This window comes from Rhodococcus sp. NPDC060176, from assembly GCF_042728675.1.
Taxonomy (GTDB): Bacteria; Actinomycetota; Actinomycetes; order Mycobacteriales; family Mycobacteriaceae; genus Rhodococcus_F.
The window spans coordinates 1,533,961-1,550,032 of sequence record NZ_JBHWYS010000001.1 but is presented as its reverse complement, the minus strand read 5'-3'; the positions used below and the strand labels follow the sequence as shown (position 1 = coordinate 1,550,032).

15 protein-coding genes are annotated in these 16,072 nt (G+C 62.7%); 9 read left to right on the top strand and 6 right to left on the bottom strand.

The annotated features are described in order from the left end of the window. Nucleotides 1-86 precede the first annotated feature (86 nt). The gene (locus ACFWEM_RS07485; protein ID WP_378532420.1) at nucleotides 87-1,229 is read left to right on the top strand and encodes a diguanylate cyclase domain-containing protein; all 1,143 of its coding nucleotides are present in this window, start codon (nucleotides 87-89) and stop codon (nucleotides 1,227-1,229) included. 6 nt (nucleotides 1,230-1,235) lie between these two features. Here the strand turns inward: ACFWEM_RS07485 and ACFWEM_RS07480 are convergent, their stop codons facing one another. The 3 genes from ACFWEM_RS07480 to ACFWEM_RS07470 form a co-directional block, all read right to left on the bottom strand. Further along, nucleotides 1,236-3,740, bottom strand: coding sequence for an HAD-IC family P-type ATPase (locus ACFWEM_RS07480; protein WP_378532418.1), 2,505 nt, complete (start codon nucleotides 3,738-3,740; stop codon nucleotides 1,236-1,238). Nucleotides 3,741-3,816: 76 nt separating this feature from the next. Continuing rightward, the gene (locus tag ACFWEM_RS07475; RefSeq protein ID WP_378532416.1) at nucleotides 3,817-4,932 is read right to left on the bottom strand and encodes an MBL fold metallo-hydrolase; all 1,116 of its coding nucleotides are present in this window, start codon (nucleotides 4,930-4,932) and stop codon (nucleotides 3,817-3,819) included. A 62-nt stretch (nucleotides 4,933-4,994) separates the two neighbouring features. Then, nucleotides 4,995-5,726 carry an enoyl-CoA hydratase gene (locus ACFWEM_RS07470; protein WP_378446313.1) on the bottom strand — a complete coding sequence of 244 codons (732 nt, stop codon included), beginning with the start codon at nucleotides 5,724-5,726 and terminating at the stop codon, nucleotides 4,995-4,997. 112 nt (nucleotides 5,727-5,838) lie between these two features. Here ACFWEM_RS07470 and ACFWEM_RS07465 point away from each other — a divergent pair, with 112 nt between their 5' ends. Both ACFWEM_RS07465 and ACFWEM_RS07460 read left to right on the top strand, forming a co-directional pair. Then, nucleotides 5,839-6,942, top strand: coding sequence for an NAD(P)-binding domain-containing protein (locus tag ACFWEM_RS07465; protein ID WP_378532414.1), 1,104 nt, complete (start codon nucleotides 5,839-5,841; stop codon nucleotides 6,940-6,942). After that, the gene (locus ACFWEM_RS07460; RefSeq protein ID WP_378532412.1) at nucleotides 6,939-8,381 is read left to right on the top strand and encodes a phospholipase D-like domain-containing protein; all 1,443 of its coding nucleotides are present in this window, start codon (nucleotides 6,939-6,941) and stop codon (nucleotides 8,379-8,381) included. Before ACFWEM_RS07465 ends, ACFWEM_RS07460 begins: the two co-directional genes overlap by 4 nt. Before the next feature lie 4 nt (nucleotides 8,382-8,385). On the opposite strand, the gene ACFWEM_RS07455 is transcribed toward ACFWEM_RS07460, so the two are convergent. Then, nucleotides 8,386-8,928: a hypothetical protein gene (locus tag ACFWEM_RS07455; protein ID WP_378532410.1), complete on the bottom strand. Its 543-nt coding sequence runs from the start codon at nucleotides 8,926-8,928 to the stop codon at nucleotides 8,386-8,388. A gap of 353 nt (nucleotides 8,929-9,281) precedes the next feature. Here ACFWEM_RS07455 and ACFWEM_RS07450 point away from each other — a divergent pair, with 353 nt between their 5' ends. Genes ACFWEM_RS07450 through ACFWEM_RS07425 form a run of 6 tightly spaced genes read left to right on the top strand, consistent with a single transcriptional unit; the run spans nucleotide 9,282 to nucleotide 14,947 of the window. Further along, nucleotides 9,282-12,155, top strand: a complete 2,874-nt coding sequence (locus ACFWEM_RS07450; protein WP_378532408.1) for an ATP-binding protein — start codon at nucleotides 9,282-9,284, stop codon at nucleotides 12,153-12,155. Beyond that, nucleotides 12,152-12,568, top strand: coding sequence for a roadblock/LC7 domain-containing protein (locus tag ACFWEM_RS07445; protein WP_003940329.1), 417 nt, complete (start codon nucleotides 12,152-12,154; stop codon nucleotides 12,566-12,568). The genes ACFWEM_RS07450 and ACFWEM_RS07445 overlap by 4 nt, the downstream gene beginning before the upstream one ends. 5 nt (nucleotides 12,569-12,573) lie before the next feature. Continuing rightward, the gene (locus ACFWEM_RS07440; RefSeq protein WP_019744850.1) at nucleotides 12,574-12,948 is read left to right on the top strand and encodes a DUF742 domain-containing protein; all 375 of its coding nucleotides are present in this window, start codon (nucleotides 12,574-12,576) and stop codon (nucleotides 12,946-12,948) included. Beyond that, nucleotides 12,929-13,516, top strand: coding sequence for an ATP/GTP-binding protein (locus ACFWEM_RS07435; protein WP_378446307.1), 588 nt, complete (start codon nucleotides 12,929-12,931; stop codon nucleotides 13,514-13,516). The genes ACFWEM_RS07440 and ACFWEM_RS07435 overlap by 20 nt, the downstream gene beginning before the upstream one ends. Nucleotides 13,517-13,556: 40 nt before the next feature. Next, complete coding sequence (locus tag ACFWEM_RS07430; RefSeq protein ID WP_378532406.1) at nucleotides 13,557-14,351, top strand: MHYT domain-containing protein; 795 nt, start codon at nucleotides 13,557-13,559, stop codon at nucleotides 14,349-14,351. Nucleotides 14,352-14,404: 53 nt separating this feature from the next. After that, nucleotides 14,405-14,947, top strand: a complete 543-nt coding sequence (locus tag ACFWEM_RS07425) for an AAA family ATPase (RefSeq protein WP_378532404.1) — start codon at nucleotides 14,405-14,407, stop codon at nucleotides 14,945-14,947. Nucleotides 14,948-14,954: 7 nt separating this feature from the next. Here ACFWEM_RS07425 and ACFWEM_RS07420 read toward each other — a convergent pair whose 3' ends face one another. Together ACFWEM_RS07420 and ACFWEM_RS07415 are read right to left on the bottom strand one after the other, a co-directional pair. Next, on the bottom strand, nucleotides 14,955-15,413 hold the full coding sequence (locus ACFWEM_RS07420; RefSeq protein ID WP_378532776.1) for a GNAT family N-acetyltransferase: 459 nt from the start codon (nucleotides 15,411-15,413) through the stop codon (nucleotides 14,955-14,957). 56 nt (nucleotides 15,414-15,469) lie between these two features. Continuing rightward, a complete protein-coding gene (locus ACFWEM_RS07415) occupies nucleotides 15,470-16,057 on the bottom strand; it encodes a helix-turn-helix domain-containing protein (protein ID WP_037128769.1) in 588 nt (195 codons plus the stop codon). Nucleotides 16,058-16,072 lie beyond the last annotated feature (15 nt).

The window sequence follows — 16,072 nt, the reverse complement described above, 5'->3', positions numbered from 1 at the left end:
AAGCAGGTCCGTGCTCACGATCCTCGCACTACTCGAGGTAGCGTTAACCCGCCAATAGCTGATTGACCGCCCATCGACATCGACAGGTGCCCGGTTTGAATGCAGGACTGCGCGGGACGGGGAGCGATCCCCACCCGACGCGTGAACTGCTGTCTCGGTGGTGGTCAGACCGTACCGATTACAGTTGGCTCCCCCGATTCCTCGACACCCGCGGGCTGACCGTTCCCGGGCGCAAATTGGTTGCGCTGTGGTGTTTCCTCTTCGCCCTGATCGCGGCGACGATGCAGTTGAGTCGCTTCGGTTCCGACACTGCCCTGGCGCGGTCGGTCCTCGCTGTCGGAAGCATCAGCGGGATCTACGCGGGTTGCCGTTGGGCACGAAACGAATCGTGGCCCACCTGGCGACAATCCGTGGCCTTTGTCGTCTGGGCCGACCTGTGGCTCGCCGTCACTCTTTTCTTCGCTGTCCGCACCGCTTTCGTCGGAACCATCGGCTGCATCCTGTTCATCATGATCGGTTTCTACGCGGCGATAGTTCACAGTCCACGCGTTGCCATCACGCACATCGGCTGGGCTCTTGCCGTCTGTACGACGCTGGCCGCCATGGCGATGTCCGAACCGGTCAACGACAACTGGGTGGTCGTGAATCTCTATCTGATGGTTGCCGGTGTGGTTTTCTCCACCGCCTGGATTCTGCAGATCGTCTGGCTGCGTCTGACCGACGACGCACGCAATGCCCACCGGGACTACCTCACCGCGACGCTCAATCGCCGCGGACTTCAAGACGAGGCACAGCATCTGCTGCGCAGTGATCGAACACAGGCGCTGATCGCACTTCTGATCGACGTCGACTCGTTCAAAAGCCTCAACGACACTCACGGCCACGTCGCGGGCGACGATGCGTTGACCGCTGTCGCCGACCGCCTCATCGCTGCCGCCGGACCTGATGCGGTGGTGGCGCGAATCGGTGGGGACGAGTTCGTCGTCCTGCGCGGAGTCGATCGAGGAGATATCGAACAGGTCGCCACCGAGATACATTCGGCGGTCTCGTCCGACTCCGATCCCTATCCCGTATCCGCCAGTACCGGCGTCAGTGTCTATCTGAGTCCCGAGACGGACTTACCGGATCGAGCTGTCAACGAACTGATCGAGCACGCAGACAATGCGATGTACCGGGCCAAGAAGCGCGGCGGCAATCGCATTGCCTGGGTGCAGATGTTCAGGCGCTGAAACTGTCTACTCGCTGTGCGCGTGGTGATGCTCGCCGGGTAAGTCGTCCGGCGTGGCGAACATCTTCCGTTTCTCCCCGTGCAGGCGTGCGCTGATCCACCACGAGAGTTCCACCAGTACAACACCGATCGCGCCGAGGGTGATCGCGAGCGTCGTAGCAGCGACGTTGCTCGGATCCAGTTTGAAGAACTCTCGGGTGAACGGCAGAGCGAACAGAATCAGATAGCCGGCCACCGATCCACCGATCAGAACAAGCTTCCACCAGACGTACGGCCTGGCCACGACGGCCAGAACCCACACGGCGATCATGATCAACGTGATGAGCGCGCTGGTTCCGGCCTGGATCTTCTGGGTCTCCGTCTGGTCCGGACCTTGGTAGGCCAGCACGTAGGAGATGAACGTGGTGATGCCGATGATCAGACCTGACGGCAGCGCCAAGCGCATGACGCGGGAGACGAAACCGGTTCGCGCGCGCTCGTTGTTGGGTGCCAGAGACAAGATGAAGGCCGGGATACCGATCGTGAACCACGCTGCGATCGTGACGTGGCGGGGAAGGAACGGGTACGGCAGCGGTTCGAAGTCGAAGACCTGGGACAGGACGCCGGTGATGCCGATCAGGAACGCAAGCACCACCGAGTAGACGGTCTTGGTCAGGAACAGATTCGACACACGCTCGATGTTGCCGATCACTCGGCGGCCTTCCGCGACGACGTACGGAAGCGTCGCGAACTTGTTGTCCAGCAGCACGATCTGGGCCACGGCTCGCGTAGCCGGGCTGCCCGAACCCATCGAGACCCCGATGTCGGCGTCCTTGAGGGCGAGCACGTCGTTGACGCCGTCACCGGTCATCGCGACGGTATGTCCGCGAGACTGCAAGGCAGCGACCATTTCCCGCTTCTGATCCGGCCGCACGCGACCGAAGGTTGTTGCGCCGTCGAGAGTGTCCGCCAGCTTTTCCTGATCGCTGGGCAGCTCCCGCGCATCGATCGGACGGTCGCCACCTTCGAGTCCGAGTGACCCCGCAACGGCGCCGACGGAAACCGCGTTGTCGCCGGAAATGACCTTGACCGCCACCTTCTGACTGGCGAAGTACTCCAACGTCTCCTGTGCGTCCGGACGCACCTTCTGCTCGAGTACGACCAGCGCTTCGGGGGTGACAGTTCCCGGTGCGTCGGCGTCGTCGACGGGGAGGTCGCTGCTGCCGAGCATGAGGACACGAAGTCCGCTCGACCCCACCTCCTCGGCCTTGCGGGCCATTTCCGAGTCGGGATCGAGCAGAACGTCCGGGGCACCGAGTACCCAGTTACCGTGACTGCCGTACGACTGGCCGCTCCACTTCTTCGCCGAGGAGAACGGCGCCACCGCTGTCGCCTCGCCCCACCCGGAATCGTCCGAGAGCGACTCGCGAATCGCCAGGACACTCGCGTTGGGACGAGGGTCGGAAGCAGCCATCGCGCTCAGCGCAGACTTGACCGCAGCCTCCCCCGATCCGCCCGGTGCGACATCGACCTCGGACAGGCGCATGCCGTTCTCGGTCAGCGTTCCGGTCTTGTCCGCACACACCACGTCGACGCGGGCCAGACCCTCGATCGCCGGCAACTCCTGAACGAGGCACTGGCGCTTGCCCAATCGGATGACCCCGACCGCAAATGCGATGGAGGTCATCAGCACAAGACCTTCGGGAACCATGGGAACGAGAGCTGCCACCATGCCGTTGAGGGCCGGTCGGATCGGCAGGCCGATGGTGAAGAGCTGGTTGAAGATGATCAGCGCACCCGCCGGAATCATCAGGTAGGTGATGAATTTCAGGATCTTGTCGATGCCGCTGCGCAGTTCGGAATGCACGAGGGTGAACTTGCTCGCCTCTTCGGCCAGCTTGGCCGCGTATGCATCGCCGCCGACCTTGGTGGCGCGGTATGCACCACTGCCCGCGGCAACAAAACTGCCCGACAACACTTGCTGGCCGCTCGCCTTGTGAACCGGATCGGCTTCACCCGTCAGGAGCGATTCGTCGACCTCGAGTGCGGCGGAACTGACCACCTCGCCGTCGACGACTATCTGGTCACCAGATCCGAGTTCGATAATGTCGTCGAGCACAACATCTTTGGGTGCCATTGCCACGGCGACGCCGTCACGCCTGACCATCGGCTTGGCCTGACTCACGATGGCCAGAGCGTCGAGCGTGCGCTTGGCGCGGATCTCCTGGATGATGCCGATGCCGCTGTTCGCGATGATCAACAACCCGAACATGCCGTCGATGATCGAGCCCGTCGCGAGCACGATCACCAACAACACGGTCAGGATCGCGTTGATGCGAGTGAAGACGTTGCCGCGAATGATGTCCTTGACCGAGCGGGACGCCCGGTCCGGCACGTCGTTGGTTTGCCCCGACGCGATCCGGGCCGCAACCTGATCGGCGGTCAAACCGCGGGCGACGTCGACGTCGTCCGGCAATCGCTCAGGGGCGACCGCCACTGCTGTCTCTTCTGAACTGGTGTGCTCGTGAGCCATGGTCAAAGATTACGCACCCGGAGCAACTAATCAGGGTCCGACTCGAAAGGCGACCACGTCCGCGGCGCTTCTCCGCTCATCCCAGCGGTATCCACCACTTCGACGGAGGTGTGGGCGACAACGCGTCGATCCTGCCGCCCGGCATCGGAACCGACACGGTCGTGCCTGCCTCTGCGGCCGACTCGTTGAGGCGAATGATCGGCTCCGACCACGAGTGAAACGCGAGGTTGAAGGTCGCCCAGTGAATCGGGACGAATACACCGCGCGACCCGTCGCCCTTGTTGAGGTCGATGTGCGTCTGCACTGCCTCTTCGGGATTCATGTGAATGTCCGGCCAGCGCACGTCGTACGCGCCGACGGGGAGAAGCGTCAGATCGAAAGGCCCATAGGTTTCACCCAGCTGTTCGAAACGTGATGTGTATCCGCTGTCACCACCGAAGAACACCCGGTGCTTCGGACCGGCGAACACCCATGACGCCCACTGGGTCGTGTTCCGAACGAGACCGCGACCGGAGAAGTGACGAGCCTCGGTGCACGTGAGAACCAGCTCGTCGATTTTTGTCGACTCGTCCCAGTCCAATTCCACGATCCGGTTCTCGGGCACCTTCCAGTGCCGCAAGTGAGCACCGATACCGATCGGCACGACAAACGGAGCCGTCTGTGTGCGAGTCAGAGTCTTGACCGTCGCCATGTCGAGATGGTCGTAATGATCGTGGGAGATGACGATCGCATCGACCGCCGGAAGATCGGCCAAGGCCACCGGAGCGGGATGCATTCGTGCGGGACCCACTGTGGCCGAGGGTGATACGCGTTCGCTCCACACCGGATCAGCAAGAACACGGTATCCGTCGACCTCGACGAGAACGCTCGAATGGCCGTACCACGTCACCGCCGCGTCGCCCGCTACCGCCGGTGCCAGCGGAGTGGCCAACGGAATCGGCTGACGCGGCCGACCCGTCGACCCTCGCGTAGCCATCGACTTGAACATCCCGGCATCGGTGCCCGGGACCAACGTGCTGCTGGGCTCCGAATTGTGGAACTGCCTGTCCCGGTATCGCGGGGACATCGCCGCATACGGCTGCACCGTGTTCCGCGATGCCCCGATCTGCGTCGGGATTCCCCATGCGGCTCGCGCCACCCATCCTGTTGCCGCGGCAACTGCAGCAACTCCGAGAAGCGTCGTCTTCTTCATTCAGACGAGCGTAGCCACTATCTGCCCCGCGTGCGTGGCGCCTGAGTACCCTGCAACTGGCTTTACTTTCCCTTGAATACGGGAGGGCGGTTTTCGATGCGGGCGGCGCGGGCTTCCTGGACATCCTCGCTGAGCCAGGCGGCGTGAAGGGCGTCGAGTTGCTCGGGAGACTGCTCCTCCATGGTGCCGTCGTCGTTGAGGACCATCTTCATGTGCCGCAAGGACAGCGGTGCGAGATTCGCGATGCGGTGCGCCCACTCCTGGGCGTCGGCGAGGGTTCCGATCTTGTTGGCGAGGCCGCGGGTGAAGGCTTCCTCAGCGCCGATCTGCTCGATCCCGAGCAGGATGGTGCGCGCGGGACCGCCGCCGACCAGCGACGCGAGCCGGCGCATGGTCCACTTGTCCACCGAGACACCGAGGGTGGCTGCCGGGATTCCGAAGCGAGCGCTCGGTGCTACGACGCGCAGATCCGACGCGATGGCCAGCTGCGTACCCGCGCCGATGGCCGGACCGTTGACGGCGGCGATGACCGGGATGGGCGCCGTGTCGATCGACCGAAGCATCTCGAACAGGCGGTCGGTGAAGCCCTCCATGTAGACGTCGCCGGACAGATCTGCCCCTGCACAGAACGCCGATCCCTCACCGGTGATGACGACGACGTGCGCATGCTCGGCGACTGCCGCGTTCATCGCGTCCCGTATCGCGATGCAGAGTTCCGCGCTGAGCGCATTACGACGCTCGTGACGCTGCAACTCGATGGTCACGACGTTGCCGTCACGGGAGAACCCGATCATGTCCGCTCTCTTTCGTTTCTGGAAGGCTCGACACAGGGTTGTTCCGAGGCGCCGATACCGTCCGCATACTTCTCTGCAGCTAAGTTCTGTACATCAGGAGGTTAGATTACCGATGAGTACAGACGACCTTGCCGCACAGCAACCACATCCGGTTGACGTGGTGGTGATCGGCGCAGGACAGGCCGGACTCTCCGCCGCGTACTACCTGCGCAAGTTCGGAATCGCCCCCGAATCGGGGTTCGTGGTGCTCGATCATGCGTCCGGTCCGGGCGGAGCGTGGCAGTTCCGTTGGCCGAGCCTGACACTGAGCACCGTCAACGGTGTGCATGACCTCCCGGGAATGTCTTTCGCGGAAACCACCGGGACCGACGCCCAACAGGTGCCTGCATCGGTGGCGGTCCCCCACTACTTCGAACTGTACGAAAAGCAATTCGAACTTCCCGTCCACCGCCCGGTACACACGCGAGTGGTGTGCCCGAGGGAAGAGCGACTGCGGATCGAGACCGACCACGGAGTGTTCGCGGCCCGAGGCTTGATCAACGCGACGGGAACCTGGGAGCGACCCTTCATTCCCCATTACCCTGGGGCCGATTCATTTCGTGGCCGACAGCTCCACACGAAGGACTATCGAACCGCCGCGGAGTTCGAAGGCAAACATGTTGTCGTGGTCGGCGGCGGGATCTCGGCCATCCAACTGCTCGACGAGATCTCACGCGTCACGACCACCACCTGGGTGACGCGCCGCGAACCGGAGTTCCGCGACGAGCCGTTCACGCCGGACATCGGCCGCGCTGCGGTGGCCATGGTCGAGGATCGTGTACGACGCGGTCTGCCACCGGGATCCGTTGTTTCGGTCACCGGCCTCCCCGTAACGCCTGCCATTCGGGCAGCACGTGAGCGTGGTGTGATGAATCGACTCCCGATGTTCTCCGAAATTCTTCCGAACGGCGTGAAGTGGGCCGACGGCACCGCTATCGATGCCGATGTCATCCTGTGGTGCACCGGATTTCGTAGCTCTCTCGATCACCTGGCTCCGTTGCACCTACGAGGGCCGGGTGGCGGAATCCCGATGACAGGACGCCTCGCCACGCAGGTCGAAGCCGACCCTCGCGTGCACTTGGTGGGATACGGTCCGTCGTCTTCGACGATCGGAGCCAACCGCGCGGGCCAAGCGGCAGCTCGCGAACTGACGGCTTACCTGGGGATCGGCGAATGAACAGAATTCTTGTTCCGGGCGAAACCTGCTGGCGCATCGAGCCGGCAGACAATCTTGCCTGCATCATCGACGCCGCTGACTACTTTCACCATGCGAAGTCCGCGATGTTGCAAGCCGAAAAGCGAATCATGTTGATCGGCTGGGACTTCGACACGCGTATCAAACTCGAACCAGGCAAGCAGACGCTCGACGGCCCCAACCGGTTGGGAATGTTCCTCCGCTGGCTGGTCCGCGAGAAACCCGACCTCGAAATCCTCGTACTCAAATGGAACATCGGGGCGTTCACCGCAATCGGCCGCGGTATGACTCCTGTCTTCGTGTCCAACTGGTTGACCGACGAGCGCCTTCGGTTCGAGATCGACGGCGCCCACCCGGTGGGCGCGGCGCACCATCAGAAGATCATCGTCATCGACGACGCCCTGGCGTTCTGCGGCGGCATCGACATGACTGTGGACCGCTGGGACACCTCGGATCACGTCGACCGAAACGATTACCGAATCACGCCGAGCGGAAGGCGTTACGGCCCTTGGCATGACGCGACCACGGCGGTCGACGGCAATGCGGCGGCGGCCATCGGCGAATTGGCGCGGGCACGCTGGAAATCCGCAACCGGCGAGGATCTCACACCGGTCGAGAGCACTGCGACTCCGTGGCCCGTCAATCTGGCGCCCACCTTGCGGGTTGTCGACGTAGCCGTCGCCAGAACATTGCCGGAGCTCGGCGAACGCACGGAGGTGCGTGAGATCGAGGCGCTATATCTCGCGGCCATCGCCGGGGCCGAGCGCACGCTGTACATCGAAAGCCAGTACCTCGCCTCACGCACTCTGGCAGAGGCGATTGCCGCGCGCCTGCGTGAGGACGACGGACCGGAGATCGTTCTGGTCATTCCGCGCAACGCCGACGGTTGGCTGGAACAAAAGGCGATGGACGGGGCGCGCCACGACCTGTTGCATCTGCTGTGGGCCGCCGATATCCACAACCGATTCGGTGCGTTTTATCCCGTGACCTCTTCTGGCGCACCTATTTACGTCCACGCCAAGGTTCTCGTGATGGACGATCGTCTCCTGCGAATCGGTTCGTCGAACCTCAACAACCGTTCGATGGGGTTCGATACGGAGTGTGACATCGCCGTCGAATCCGACGACGCCGCAGACGTCGAGTTGCGGGCCTCGATCATCGGTTTGAGGCGCCGTCTACTCAGCGAGCACCTCGACGTCACCGAGGAAGAAGTCGACGACGCATTGCGTGAGCGCTCACTGTTGTCGACGGTTCGCAGTCTTGCGTCTTCCAACGCTCGCAGTCTGCGCGAATTCGACCGGAACACAGTGGACGGCGAAGACCACGTGCTCGCTGAAAACGCGCTGATGGATCCCGAGCGCACGCCGCCCAGACTGAGCGACCGAATCGAGGGATTCCGTCGTCTCCTCGGTAAACGCTGAGACGCTAGAACACGCGGACGCTGTGCCCGGTTGTCAGTGAGAGTTCGACGAGTGTTGCGGCTCGATCACTCGGGACGAGCACAACGAGAAACGTATCGCTGTCGCAGTCGAGCCAGGCCACGGAAACGCCTGCCCCGGCGATGTTGTCGCCCACCCGCGCGAGAAGCGATTCCAGTCCGGCAGCTCGATCGAAGGCAGCGGCAAGGCTGTCTGCCCACTCCCACGATCCCGCACTTGCGGGCGAAGACTTCAGCTCTCGCAGCTGGCCGAGAACCTCGCCCGCGTCCTCGTTCCAGTCCACCCAGACGAGGAGTTCTTGTTCGTGCAACGCGTCGACGAGAGCGAACCACGCCAATTCGGCGTGTGGCTTCTCGAGCTTCTGTGAGTACAGCTCGTTCTGTACTGCGACATACCGTTCCGGGTAGTCGATTGCGAGAGTCACACGGTCGATGACTGTCGAGCTGTTCGGGGCAAGCAGTTCCGCGATCGCGCGCAACGCATCGCGAGCAGGTCCACCCACTATGGCTCCAAGGTTCGATTCGGTCATCGGCGCGGTTTCCACAGTCTGACACGCGGGTCCGCCTCGTACGGACCTGTCCTCGACGTTCGGTGCAGAGTCAGACACCATTGCGGAGAGTTCCCTCACGCTTACGAACCAAAGTTCAGATAGCTACCAAATCGAACAACTCGGCTATCCTATTCGCCGCACTTGTCCGTTTAGCCTTTCACCTGGTCTTACAATCCCGATATAGTCATGGTCGATCCGTTGAGACAACTGGAATGTAGCGAGCCAGCGAACAGTCTGTTACCGTTCAGCTAACTACTCCTTCTGGTCAAACCGGATCGAAGGGGTTCGGGCAATGACCCACGGGGGGTTGACGTGAAGGGGCCATGTTCCGCATGAAACACGATTCACACACGACAACCTCTTGGTGGTCGATCGGCGAATGGCGCCTGGGATGGAAGGTCATCGCTGTCCTCGCATTGCCGATGATCGTCGCCGTTGTCCTCGGAGCCCTTCGAGTTCAGACTGAACTCGAAGAAGCCGCGCAGCTGAGTTCCTCGTCCGAGCGCGCCCTCGCAGTGCCAGCAGCGATCAATCTGGAATCGGCATTGTACGAACTCGCCGAAGCGGCATCGGCACGCTCCGACACCGCTCCTGCCACGCAAGCAGTCTCCGACGCGATGGACCAACTTGTCGATGCCGCCCGCACGTTCCAGTCCGACGATGCCCTCAACGACCAAGTGACTTCGGCGTTGGCCGAGAGCCGTTCCATCACCGAGGAGATCGCCGCCGGCGCGGTGGCACCCGCTCGCCTGGTTTCGCGGGTCGGTGAGGTCTCACGAGCCCTTTCCGGCACCTTCACCAGCGTCGTCGAGCATTCTCAGCGCCCAGTCCTGCGTGAACAGGGTGGTCGACTGTCCGCACTCTGGGAAGCGCGACGAGCCTTGGCCGAACAACGAATCCTCTTCGGCTCAGGCGATCCGGACCAGCAGGCTCGCACCTCGATGGTCAGCGCTGCCGGCGCCGAACTGGTCGCTCTGAACAACATCCTCACGATCGACGGAACCAACGACACCGTCCAGGACCTCAGCAACTCGGCTCAGAACCGGATCAACGCACTCGGATCGACCCCGTCGACTTCTCCCTTGGGGAGCCGCGTCGGCACCGATCTGAAATCTGGAAACGAGCAGTACAACAGCCTGACTGACACCACCGTCACCGAGTTCGGCGATACCGTCACCGCTGAATCCAACGCCGCACGAACCGCGGCACTTCGCGATACCGCAATTGTGCTCGGCGCGGTCCTGCTGGCGCTTGCCATCGCCCTCGTCATCAGCCGATCGCTCATCGATCCGATCCGCCGGTTGCGATTTGCCGCATTGCAGGCAGCGAGACGCGGACTCCCCGACGCGATCGAACGAATTCGCGCAGGTGCCAGTATCGACGACGTCGACTTCGCCCGTGTCCCGATCCGCACCCACGAGGAAATCGGCGAGCTTGCACGCGCGGTGGACGACATGCACGGTCAGGCCATCACGCTGGCCGGCGAGCAGGCCACCCTGCGGCGCCAGGTCAACGACATGTTCGAAACGCTGTCGAGGCGTAACAAGTCCCTCGTCGACCAGCAACTCGGTTTGATCGAACAGCTCGAGCAGGACGAAGACGACCCGCGTCGCCTCGAGAATCTGTTCCGCCTCGACCATATCGCCGCGAGAATGCGCCGAAACGGCGACAACTTGTTGGTTCTCGCCGGAACCGATGTACGCCGCGCCAGGACCGCCCCCATCGCCCTCGGCGATACCCTTCGTGCCGCCGTGTCAGGCGTCGAGGAGTATCGACGCGTCGAACTCGGGCAGATTCCGCCCGGAGTCGTCACCGGTCATGCGGCCCCGGACGTCGTTCACCTCATCGCCGAGCTGCTCGACAATTCGCTGCGGTACTCCCCACCTGAAACCACCGTCTCCATCAACGCCGCCCGCACCATCGACGGCTCCATGATCGTCGAGGTCGCTGATCTCGGTATCGGCATGTCACCTGCCGATATCCTCGATGCCAACGAACGCCTCGCCGCCGGCGGCGAGATGAGCGCAGATACAGCGCGTCGCATGGGTTTGTTCGTCGTGAGCCGAATCAGTCGTCGCTACAACATCTCTGTGCGCCTGCGCCCGACGGCAACGTCGTCGACACACAGCGGCATCACCGCCACGGTGCTCCTACCGACGTCGATCCTCGATTCTTCTCGGGCACCCGAGATCCGCACGCCGCGAACCGGACCCGTTCCCACGCTCGATCGGACTCCCCCTCCCGCAACGTCTGCACCGTTCGCACCGTCGGCACCGTCGGCACCGTCATGGTCACAGCCCGTCCCGACCGAATCCGCACCTCCGCGGCCTGCGACCAGAAGCTTCGCTGATCTCCCACGTCGAACGCCCGCCAACAGCACCGATCGGACTGAGACGTTCGCCCCGATCACACCGCAGTCGACGCCGCCGGCAACGGCACCTTCGGGGCTACCGCGTCGAACCCCGGGCACCAGCGGAGTACCGGCGGTCAGCACCTCGACTCCGACTTCTCCGGCACCCAATTCGTCGGTGTCATCCTTCGCTCCTCTGCTCGATCCCTCGGGGACAGAAACACCAACGGCCCTTCCCGTTCGGGCTCCGTCGCCGGAATTCACCTCGCCGGCACAGGGTCCCGAGATTCCGGTGGGTCCCCAACCGTCGACAACTCCGCCGCCACGGCACCGGCTCTCAGCCCCGACACCGACAAATACTGCGGCGTTCTTCTCCTCGCGTACCCGTGACGGGCTCTCTGCCCGACCATCGGCGCGCGCTGACAGCGCAGGCGACGGCAACTCGAACGGCGCGCCCGCCGCCCCGTCCACGATGCCGATTTTTGCCCGGATGGTGTCGGAGTGGCTTGTCGATCCGACGGCGGAGACGTCAGCGGCTTCCACCGGCAGCTCGTGGACCACGGACGCCGATCAAGGCTGGGTGGCTGCTCGAACGTCATTCGAAATGCCGGTCACCAAGATCGCCGATTCCGGACTTCCCATTCGGGACCGCGGAGCCCGGCTGGTTCCTGGCGCCGTCGGCGGTGGTGGCTCGACTCAGCGTCACGCATCCAATCCGGCGGACGTCCAACGCGGTTGGAGCAGTTACCAATCCGGAGTACAACGAGGGCGGCGGCACGCCGCCGACCATCAGCGCGATGGCGGACAGTCTTTCGAATCGTCCACGATGTTGCACAACGATGAAGGAGAACAGTGAACACTGTCGGAGCCCAAGAGACTCCCCGCGCACTCGACTGGCTGGTTTCGGCTTTTGCCCGAGACGTGCCGGGTGTGAGTCACGCGATCATCGTCTCAGCCGACGGGTTGTTGACGGCCTCGAGCACACACCTGCCGCTCGATCGGGCGGATCAATTGGCCGCTGTCACTTCCGGACTCGCCAGCCTGTCCGCGGGTGCATCACGCCTCTTCGACGGTGGGGCCGTCATGCAGTCCGTCGTCGAGATGGAGAACGGGTACCTACTTCTCATGGGTGTCGGTAGTGGTGCTTACCTTGCCGCCCTCGCCGTTGCCGGATGCGACATCGGCCAGATCGGTTACGAAATGGCGACTCTCGTCGATCGCGTCGGGACAACCATGGACATTGCTCCGCGAACATCGCAGGGTATTTGAGTCCGATGCCTCACCACCAATCCGAGTACGACGACGCCGAACCGAGCTTGGTCCGGCCGTACGCGCTCACCGAAGGTCGGACCCTGCCGTCCATCGACCTCCCGCTCGAAGCGATCATCGCGACGATCGAAGACGTGGTCTCGAACAATCTTGCACCGCAGGATATTCGTGCGTCGATTGTCGCACTGTGTGAGCAGCGGATCTCGATAGCCGAGATCGCTGCCCACCTGGGTGTTCCGATCGGAGTCGTGCGGGTACTGGTTGCCGACCTCGTAGTAGCCGGATCACTGGAAATACATGCCACTCTGCGAAGCGACGCATCTCGAGTCGAGCGACGCGAACTGATCGAAAGGACCCTCAGTGGACTTCGGGCACTCTGACTCATCGTCTCGCGTGAAATCGACCAAAATCGTGATCGCCGGGGGTTTCGGTGTTGGCAAGACAACGCTTGTGGGGACCGTCTCCGAAATCGTCCCCCTTCGCACGGAGGCCATGGTCACCGACGCCAGCGACGGTATCGACAATCTCGGATCAACTCCCGACAAGAGCACCACGACGGTCGCGATGGACTTCGGACGAATCACTCTCGCCGACGACCTGGTCCTCTATCTATTCGGAACCCCGGGGCAGCGCCGCTTCTGGTTCATGTGGGACGACCTCATCACCGGTGCGATCGGTGCGGTCATTCTGGTCGACACTCGCCGCCTTGAAGACAGCTTCGCCGCAGTCGACTTCTTCGAGGCGCGAGGGCTCCCGTTCATCGTGGCGGTCAACCGTTTCGACGGCGCACCAATCCATTCGGCGAGCGATCTCCGGCAGGCGTTGGCTCTGCCCAACCGCGTTCCCATGATCGAGATCGACGCCCGTAACCGCGAATCGGCCAAACGCGCGTTGATCGCCATCACCGAGTACTCCCTCGAACGACTCGCAGCCGAAGCAGTCGTCTAGATGAATCACCAGATGCGAATCGTCACCGAAAGGAACTGGCATGTCGGATGAAATGCACCATTTCTCGATGGGAATCTGGCTGCTCGGGCTCGCCTACGTCGTGTCCGTGGTCGGGTCGGTAGTCGGCCTGGCGTGCACCAGGCATTCAGCGTCGGCGACGACAACCGCCACACGCATGCGATGGCTCGCCATGGCTGCCCTGTCGATCGGTGGCGTCGCCATCTGGCTGATGCATTTCATCGCCATGCTCGGCTTCGCAGTCCCCGGCAGTCCCATTCGATACAACCTCGGATGGACCGTGATCTCTGCGATCATCTCGGTGGGCGCCGTGTTCGTCGGTCTGCTGATCATCGGGACCGAATTCCGCTGGACGCGGCTTCTGATCGGGGGCCTGGTGACCGGTCTCGCCGTGAACATCATGCATTACACGGGTATGCGCGCCTTGCGCTTTCAGGGCGAGATCCACTACGACCTGCTCTTCGTTGCACTGTCGGTTCTCATCGCAGTCGTCGCCGGCACCGCCGCATTGTGGTTCACCATGGTGCTCGAGTCCACGATTCTGCGTTTTGTCGCCGGAATCATCATGGGTATCGCGGTCGTCGGTATGCACTACACCGGAATGGCCGCAGTCGAAGTTGTCCACGACGCGGCAGCCCCGGCGCCGCAGGGGCTCGAAGTGTTCTCCTTCCTCTTCCCCGTCTTCGTTCTCGGCTTGCTGGCGTTGGCAGTTCCGATTGTCGCAGTGCTGACAGCGCCCAACCGTGCGACGGCTCGGATGGAATCCGCCGCCGACGACTTGGCATTCGAAGCTCGAGAGTTCGCGATCCCGAACTGAGAGGAGTACGGGGCGAGTCGGCGTAAATCGACGACGCCCCGTACATTTCGAGGATGGTGGATGCCGGACACAACCCCCAGCCGTCGGCCCGCGCAACACTGGTCGTGATCGGTGGTTTGCCGGCCACCGGCAAGTCGACGATCGCGCGGGCACTTACCCGGCAACACCAGATTCCCTACGTGCGGATCGATACCATCGAACAGGCACTGACCGGCAGCGGTATCGCTGATGCGTCCGGGACCGCTGGATACATCATCGGGTACGCGCTCGCCGCCGAACAATTGCGAATGGGGCTCTCGGTCGTGGTCGAATGCGTCAACCCGGTCGAGGTGACACGAGACGCCTGGTCCGCTACCGCACAACAAAATTCGGCGCGCTTGCTCAACATCGAGGTCATCTGTTCGGATCCCGACGAGCATCGCCGACGCGCGGAGCAGCGTGTCGTCGACATCCCGGATCTTGTACTACCTACGTGGCAGGAAATCCTGGATCGAGACTACGAGCCGTGGACCGTGGAACGGCTGGTGCTCGACACCGCAATCATGAACTTCGACAGCGCAGTACGACTCGTCACTGCCCGAATGTTCATTGCGTGAGAACTGTTCACAGTGCGAGAACAAAGAAGGCACTGTTCGGATCTTCGCGGTAGTTCCCGAATGGTGGACACGGCACAAACCCGAATCTTGCATACAGTCGCCGTGCCGGGTCGAAGAAGTCTTGCGTACCGGTCTCCAATTCGAGTTGCCGGTAGCCCCGTTGTCTTGACTCGTCCACGACGTGTTGAAGAAGTCGCCTTCCCACTCCGCGCCCTCGAGCGGCCGAAGATGTTCGCATCGACTTGATTTCACCACCGCTCGACGACCGTTCCTTCAGAGCTACACAACCGAGTAGCTCGTCGCCTTCGCTCCACAACGTCCACATGGTCACGGAGCTATCCGTCAGACCTGCGACGTCCAGCGCGTGAACGCTCTCCGCAGGCGAGGTCGCATGCATGTCGGCGAGATGTTCGGTCAGTAAGGCACGGACCGCATCCCGGCTCAAGTCGTCAACTTCGATTCGCACAGATCCCTCACCGTCCACTTTGCTTCCGCCTGCATCGAACAAAGTATGACTGTCCGTCACTTCGCCGAAGGCTTGGCACGTACGTGGATGCGTTCTCCCTGCGGGCCGAACAGACTCAGCACCTCGACCGGGCCGCGCCCGTCACTGCCGAACCAATGTGGGTTTCGGGTGTCGAATTCAGCAGCTTCACCCGTGCCCATCACGATGTCGTGATCAGCCAACACCAACCGCAACCTCCCCGACAACACGTACAGCCATTCGTAACCGTCGTGCACTTGGGGGTCCGGTTCCGTCTGGCTTGCGGGGATGGTCATCTTGAATGCCTGCAACCCACCCGGTTGCCGAGTCAACGGCAATACCGTTCGCCCACTGACGCTTCGAGGCGCACTCTGGATGCGCGGATCGGCGACCTGCGGTGCCGCCACCAGCTGGTCCAACGGCACTTGGTGGGCAAGCGCGATCGGAAGCAGCAACTCCAGACTCGGGCGACGCTCCCCCGCTTCGAGCCTCGACAGAGTGCTCTTCGAAATACCGGTGGACTCGGACAGCGCTGTGAGCGTGACGTTCCTCTGTGTACGAATGCGTTTGAGGCGCGCGCCGATCTGCGAGATGGCGGCATCGATGTGCGGACCGTTGACATTCATGGTCCGAGTCTGACG

Excerpts from the sequence above, each read along its gene's own strand:
- ACFWEM_RS07480 (WP_378532418.1), bottom strand. The coding sequence starts at position 3,740 with ATGGCTCACGAGCACACCAGTTCAGAAGAGACAGCAGTGGCGGTCGCC.
- ACFWEM_RS07475 (WP_378532416.1), bottom strand. The coding sequence starts at position 4,932 with ATGAAGAAGACGACGCTTCTCGGAGTTGCTGCAGTTGCCGCGGCAACA.
- ACFWEM_RS07470 (WP_378446313.1), bottom strand. The coding sequence starts at position 5,726 with ATGATCGGGTTCTCCCGTGACGGCAACGTCGTGACCATCGAGTTGCAG.
- ACFWEM_RS07465 (WP_378532414.1), top strand. The coding sequence starts at position 5,839 with ATGAGTACAGACGACCTTGCCGCACAGCAACCACATCCGGTTGACGTG.
- ACFWEM_RS07460 (WP_378532412.1), top strand. The coding sequence starts at position 6,939 with ATGAACAGAATTCTTGTTCCGGGCGAAACCTGCTGGCGCATCGAGCCG.
- ACFWEM_RS07455 (WP_378532410.1), bottom strand. The coding sequence starts at position 8,928 with ATGACCGAATCGAACCTTGGAGCCATAGTGGGTGGACCTGCTCGCGAT.
- ACFWEM_RS07450 (WP_378532408.1), top strand. The coding sequence starts at position 9,282 with ATGAAACACGATTCACACACGACAACCTCTTGGTGGTCGATCGGCGAA.
- ACFWEM_RS07440 (WP_019744850.1), top strand. The coding sequence starts at position 12,574 with ATGCCTCACCACCAATCCGAGTACGACGACGCCGAACCGAGCTTGGTC.
- ACFWEM_RS07430 (WP_378532406.1), top strand. The coding sequence starts at position 13,557 with ATGTCGGATGAAATGCACCATTTCTCGATGGGAATCTGGCTGCTCGGG.
- ACFWEM_RS07425 (WP_378532404.1), top strand. The coding sequence starts at position 14,405 with ATGGTGGATGCCGGACACAACCCCCAGCCGTCGGCCCGCGCAACACTG.
- ACFWEM_RS07415 (WP_037128769.1), bottom strand. The coding sequence starts at position 16,057 with ATGAATGTCAACGGTCCGCACATCGATGCCGCCATCTCGCAGATCGGC.